5 protein-coding genes are annotated in these 5,242 nt (G+C 75.1%); 1 reads left to right on the top strand and 4 read right to left on the bottom strand.

Annotation, left to right across the window (positions count from 1 at the left end; genetic code table 11):
* Positions 1–150: 150 nt before the first annotated feature.
* Positions 151–1,251, bottom strand: a complete 1,101-nt coding sequence (locus AC07AL_RS07375) for a baeRF3 domain-containing protein (protein WP_400329230.1) — start codon at positions 1,249–1,251, stop codon at positions 151–153.
* 310 nt (positions 1,252–1,561) lie between these two features.
* Here AC07AL_RS07375 and AC07AL_RS07380 point away from each other — a divergent pair, with 310 nt between their 5' ends.
* Complete coding sequence (locus tag AC07AL_RS07380) at positions 1,562–1,798, top strand: hypothetical protein (protein ID WP_478317137.1); 237 nt, start codon at positions 1,562–1,564, stop codon at positions 1,796–1,798.
* A 49-nt stretch (positions 1,799–1,847) separates the two neighbouring features.
* Here AC07AL_RS07380 and AC07AL_RS07385 read toward each other — a convergent pair whose 3' ends face one another.
* The 3 genes from AC07AL_RS07385 to AC07AL_RS07395 all read right to left on the bottom strand — a co-directional run bounded on the left by AC07AL_RS07385 (position 1,848) and on the right by AC07AL_RS07395 (position 5,186).
* Positions 1,848–3,377: a sigma-70 family RNA polymerase sigma factor gene (locus AC07AL_RS07385; RefSeq protein ID WP_478317138.1), complete on the bottom strand. Its 1,530-nt coding sequence runs from the start codon at positions 3,375–3,377 to the stop codon at positions 1,848–1,850.
* A 118-nt stretch (positions 3,378–3,495) separates the two neighbouring features.
* The gene (locus AC07AL_RS07390; RefSeq protein WP_478317140.1) at positions 3,496–4,524 is read right to left on the bottom strand and encodes a CAP domain-containing protein; all 1,029 of its coding nucleotides are present in this window, start codon (positions 4,522–4,524) and stop codon (positions 3,496–3,498) included.
* 176 nt (positions 4,525–4,700) lie between these two features.
* Positions 4,701–5,186: an N-acetyltransferase family protein gene (locus AC07AL_RS07395; protein WP_478317148.1), complete on the bottom strand. Its 486-nt coding sequence runs from the start codon at positions 5,184–5,186 to the stop codon at positions 4,701–4,703.
* Between the last annotated feature and the right edge of the window lie 56 nt (positions 5,187–5,242).

The raw sequence follows: 5,242 nt of genomic DNA on the forward strand, positions 1-5,242 counted from the left end.
TGAGAGCCGGGGTTGGGTCCTTCTTCTTTGGTCCCGGCGGGGCTGGCGCTCCCCGGCTCCCAACCTGTCCGCCCCCGGCGCGGACCCCCCCCCTCCCTTCCCCCCCCCCCACCGAGCGGGTCAGTACCGGGCGGGTCAGTACCGGGCGGGTCAGTACCGCAGGACGGCCGCGATGTGGCCGCGGGCGTCGAGTTCGCCGGTGGGGACGAACTGCACCTTGGCGCCGGTGTCGAGGGCGCGCTCCACGATCTCGTCGACCATGTCCTCGCGGACGTCGGGCTCACCGGCCGCCGCCGGGACGAGGTGGTTGTCGGTCACCCGGACGGGCTGCCAGTAGTCCTCCTCCACCGCGACCAGCGCGGCGCGGCCCTCGGCGACGGTCTGCCAGACCTCGTCGATGCCGGCGGCCAGGCCCTTCACGCCCTGGGCCTGGTCGAGGCGCTCGTGCAACTCGGTGACGGCCTTGCTGCCCTGCTCGGCGACCGTGGACCGGACGGCCTCGGCCACCGCGGCGGCGGCGGCGTGGCCGAGGCCGCCGTGCGAGACCTGGGCGGTGGCCCGCTTGGCAGCGGTGCCGACCTCGTCGAGCAGGGAGATCGCGGCGGCCTCGCCGAGCACGTACAGCGGGCGGTTGTCGGCCTCCAGCACGGCGGCCAGCGCGGTGTCGGCCGAACGCAGGAAGCGGCGGGTCTCCTCGTCGCGGAAGGTGCTCGGTACGTCCCCGATCCGCTCCTGGCGCTCGACGTCCCAGTCCGGCCGGACCTGGTCGAGCGGGAAGGCGGCACCCGTGTGCTCGGCCAGGTGCGCCCCGCTGCCGCTGAACAGGGCGACCCGGTCGGCGGCGACGGTCAGCACCCAGTAGGGCGCACCGGCGGTGTAGGCGGAGACCAGGTTGCGGGTCAGGAAGGTTTCGGACAGCACGACCCGGGAGGGCACCGGGCGCGGCAGGGACCACACCTGGTGCTCACCGGGGGCGGCGTAGATCACCAGGCCGTCCTCGGCGTGCACGAGGTCGACCTCGGTGAGCGCGCGGTCCAGCTGCTCGACGACGTCCAGCCGGTCGGCCCGGCTGACCGCCTCGTCGGCGTGCAGCCGGTTCTTCGCCTCGGCGACGAGGTTGCGCAGGCGGACCGGGTCCTGGGTGTTGTCGGGCTCGCTGCGGTGGGTGGGCAGCAGAACGGAGACGGCCGGGTAGCGCCGGGGGCGGCGCAGCTCGGCGAGGACGGCTGGCGTGAGCTCGGCTGCGTGCATCGGGTGCCCTTCGTGTCGCGGTGGGGGGTCCTGGTCGATGAGACCGACGTCGATGAGACCGAAAGTGTGGTGATTCAACCGATTTGCCGGAATCATTCCCGACCCCTCCCCATCCCACCGCCCTCCCACGCCTCCCGCCACCGGAAAAGGCCCGGGGCCCGACAGCCCGTCCGGGGCCCGCGGCGCCAGCGTTCGGCCGACCGGCCGTCACCGGGCTGCGGCTGTGCCGCGGCCCCGGCCGCACGGCCACGGACGAGGGAATCCGCCGCCGTCCTCGTAACCCGCCCGGCGGATCGTCGTTGGACCCGCCATGAAGAAGCGCAGCATGCTCGCCGTCGCCTCGCTCGCCGTGGGTTTCGTGGCCTCGCTCACCGCACCGAGTGCGCACGCCAGTGCCGTCGGGGGGCAGGAGGGAATGTCCGGGTCGCTGACCAGTGCGCCGGACGCGTTGCCGGGGCAGGTCGGGGACGCGGGCGGTGTGGTCGGGGAGGCGACCGGGTACGTGACGGGCTCGGCCGACGGACTGGTCGGGGTCACCCCCGCCTAGCTCGCAGCAGCGCGACAACGTGTCGGTACGACGGTGCTGCGGTGCGGTGTCAGGACAGCGGGGCGCCGAGGTCCTGGGTCCAGTAGGCGCCGGCGGGGCCGGTGGCCAGACCGACGCCGACGTCCTTGAAGCCGCAGTCCAGCATGTTGGTCTGGTGGATGCCGCCGTCCATCCAGTGGGCGACCACCGTGGCGGGGGACGTCGGACCCCGGTCGAGGTTCTCGCCCCACTGGGACCAGCGGTAGCCGACGGCCGTCAGCCGGGCGTCGGTACGGACGCCGTCCGGGTTGACGTGGTCGAAGAAGCCACGGGCGACCATGTCGTCGGCGTGCTTCTGGGCGGCCGCGTGCAGCCGGGGGTCGATCCGCAGGGGGGCGCAGCCCACCTTGCCGCGTTCGACGTTGACGAGGTCGACGAGTTGGCGCTCCGGGCTGGGCGGCGGCGGGGCCACCGACCGGGTGGCGGTGGGTGACGGCGTCGCCGTCGGTGTCTCGCTGGGGGTCGGCGTGGGTGTGGCCGACAGGGTGACCGGGGCGGCGGCCGGGGTCGCGGGGGGTGCCGGGGCGGCGGGAGCGGTGACCGGGGTGGTGGGTTCGGGGGTCGCCTCCCTCGGGGTGTCGGCGGGGTGCGACCAGACCAGGGCGAGGGTGGTGACGGTCACCACCGCCACCGCACCGCTCGCCAGGACGGCCTTGCGCGCGGCGGTCCCGGCCCAGCCCGCATGGGTGCTCGCGGCAGTCGGGACGGTCGGGGCGGTGGTGGCGACGGTGGCCGCGGTGTGCTGGAAGTGCAGCAGCGCGGGCGAGCCGAGCGGGATCGGCACCAGGGCGAGGCCGGCCAGCAGCCCTTCGGCGGGGAAGAGGTCGCGGCCGAGGCGGTCGCAGGTGGCGCAGCCGCGGATGTGGCGGGCGATGCGCTTGCGCCACACGGAGTTGGGGGTGCCGTCGAAACCGGTGGTGACGTCGGCGAGTTCGGGGCAGCGGGGGTAGGCGCCGAGGGCCCGGACGACGATCCGGCCGGCTTCGAGCTGCTTCTTCATCCGCTGCACGCGGACGGCGGTGTGCTGCGGGGTCAGGTCGAGGGCTTCGGCCAGTTCGGCGCGGGTGAGTTCGCCGCTGGCCTCCAGCCACCAGAGGGCGAGGAGTTCGCGGTCGTCGGGGTCGAGCCAGCGGGTGGCCTCGGCGACTTCCCGGCGCTGGCCGGAGAGGCCGAGGCGCAGGACGGTGAGGTCGGTGAAGTCGGCCCTGGGGTCGGCGAGTTCCCAGGTCTCGTCGAGGCCCCCGACGGTGGGCTGCTGCTGGCCGGCGGCGTGGCGACGACGGATCTGGTTCATCGTGATGGCGACCAGCCAGGAGCGGAAGGACTCCGGCTCGCGCAGCCCGTCCAGGCCGTCCAGGGCGCGGATCATGGTCTCCTGGGCGACGTCGTCGACGTCGGCGTGACCGTCCAGGGCGCGCCCGGCGACGTTGTAGACGAGCGGCAGCCAGGCGGCGACCAGCGCCTCCTGGGCCTGCCGGTCGCCCGCCTGGGCCGCGCGTACCAGGGTGGTCCCGGTCCTGTTCTGCACGTCAGCGTTCATGGTCCGCACTCCGTCTTGCCGTGTTCCGTTCGCCGCTGCCTCCTCGGAGACCTGTGGTGAGTGATCAGATAACAACAATTTGCGCGGAATCGGAAAACGGACCCTGCCGGAGGGCCGGTCAGGCCGGGGCGGCGAAGACCTGGGTCCACCAGGGGCCGCCGGAACCGGTCCGCACACCGACCCCGAGCTGCTTGAACGCGCAGTTCAGGATGTTCGCACGGTGACCGGGGCTGTTCATCCAGGAATCCATCACCGCGGCCGGGTCCTTCTGGCCGCGGGCGATGTTCTCGCCCCAGGTGCTCCAGCGGTAGCCGGTCACCTCGATGCGGTGGTCGGCGTGGTCGCCGTCGGGGCTGGCGTGGTCGAAGTAGTTGCGGTCCGCCATGTCGTCGCTGTGCGACTGGGCGGCGCCGGCCAGTCGGGGCTCGGCGCTGACCGGGCCGCAGCCGGCCTTGGCGCGTTCGACGTTGACCAGGTCGACGACCTGCTGGGCGGAGGAGGGCGCGGCGCCGCCGCCGACCGGGGTGGGCGCCGAGGCGCTCGTGGGGGCGGGGGCACCGGTGCGCTGCGCGGCGGCCGGGGTGCCGGCGGGCTTGGCGGCAGCGGGAGCGGTCACGGGCGTGCTCGGGCTCGGCCTCCCGGTGGCCGTCCGGGTCGGCGTCGCGGTCGCCGGGGCCGTCGGGGACGCCGGGGCGGCGGGGGTGGTCGTGACGGCACTGGTCGGGGCCGGTGCCGGGTCGGTGGCGGCCGGGGTGACCGGCGGCGCGGCGACGTCGGGGCCCGCTCCCCCGGCGCCGGGGACCTGGATGCCGTCGTGGGTGCCGGCCTCGGCTGCTATCAGGGCGGCGTCCGCCGCCAGCGCCTGGCCGGTGGCGTCCCGGTCGGCCTGCTTGCCACCGTAGGCCGCGTAGCCGGCGCCGACCAGGGCGGCGAGCAGTCCGGTGCCGGCCACGGCGGCGGCGACGGCGGCGACCGGGCCGACCGGACCGCGCCGTCCGGCCCGGCGGGCCCGGCCTCCGGGGCGTTCCGTGTGCCGCTGGGCGGCCCGGCGCGCGGCGCGGCCGCCGGGTCGGCCGGAGGCTCCGCTCCGTGCACCGCTCTCGGCACCGTTCGCCGGGAGGATGGTCGTCCTGTCGTCGCTGTTCACGTGCCCACGCTTTCTGTCCGGGTCGGCGGGTCGGGTGCCGACACCTGGGAGACCGCCCGGCGACGCCCCGATAACAGAAAGTCCGAACGAATGTCCGGCGGCAGGGCCGCGGGCCCGGCCGCGGCCGGGCCCGGGGCCCGTTCCCGAGGCACGCCCTCAGGCCGCCCGGCCGCGGGTCACGGGGCGTCCGGGGCCATGTCGTAGGTGACGAACATGGTCCGGGTGGCGACCTGGTCGTACTTGCTGCGGGCGCGGTGGTTGTCGTCGGCGGTGATCCAGCGGACGGTGTTCCAGCCGCGCTCGGCGGCGATCGCCCGCAGCCGGGCCAGCAGCTGGTCCACCGCGCCGCCGCCGCGCACCTCGGGCGCGACGAACAGGTCGTCGAGGAAGCCTCCGACCGCGCCGTGCAGGGGGCGGGCGAACGGGCGGTAGTGGGCGAGTCCGACCGGCGTGCCGTCGCCGTCGCGGACCAGCAGGCCCTCCAGTTCGTGGTCCGGGTCGTGGAGCCAGGACCAGACCAGTTCGGCCTTCTCCTCCGGCATCGGCAGCCGGTAGAACGCGCAGTAGCCGCGGAAGAGTTCGCGCCAGGCGGGGTAGTGGGGGGGGGTGGGGGGGGGGAGCGGCCAGAGGGGCGGGGTGGTTGAAGTGGTTTCCCCCTCGATGGGGGGGGGGAACCGGGGGGGGCGGGTGGCGGGGGGGGGTAAGCCCGAGGGGACGG

Source organism: Kitasatospora sp. NPDC043949 (genome assembly GCF_056435365.1).

Excerpts from the sequence above, each read along its gene's own strand:
- AC07AL_RS07375 (WP_400329230.1), bottom strand. The coding sequence starts at position 1,251 with ATGCACGCAGCCGAGCTCACGCCAGCCGTCCTCGCCGAGCTGCGCCGC.
- AC07AL_RS07380 (WP_478317137.1), top strand. The coding sequence starts at position 1,562 with ATGAAGAAGCGCAGCATGCTCGCCGTCGCCTCGCTCGCCGTGGGTTTC.
- AC07AL_RS07385 (WP_478317138.1), bottom strand. The coding sequence starts at position 3,377 with ATGAACGCTGACGTGCAGAACAGGACCGGGACCACCCTGGTACGCGCG.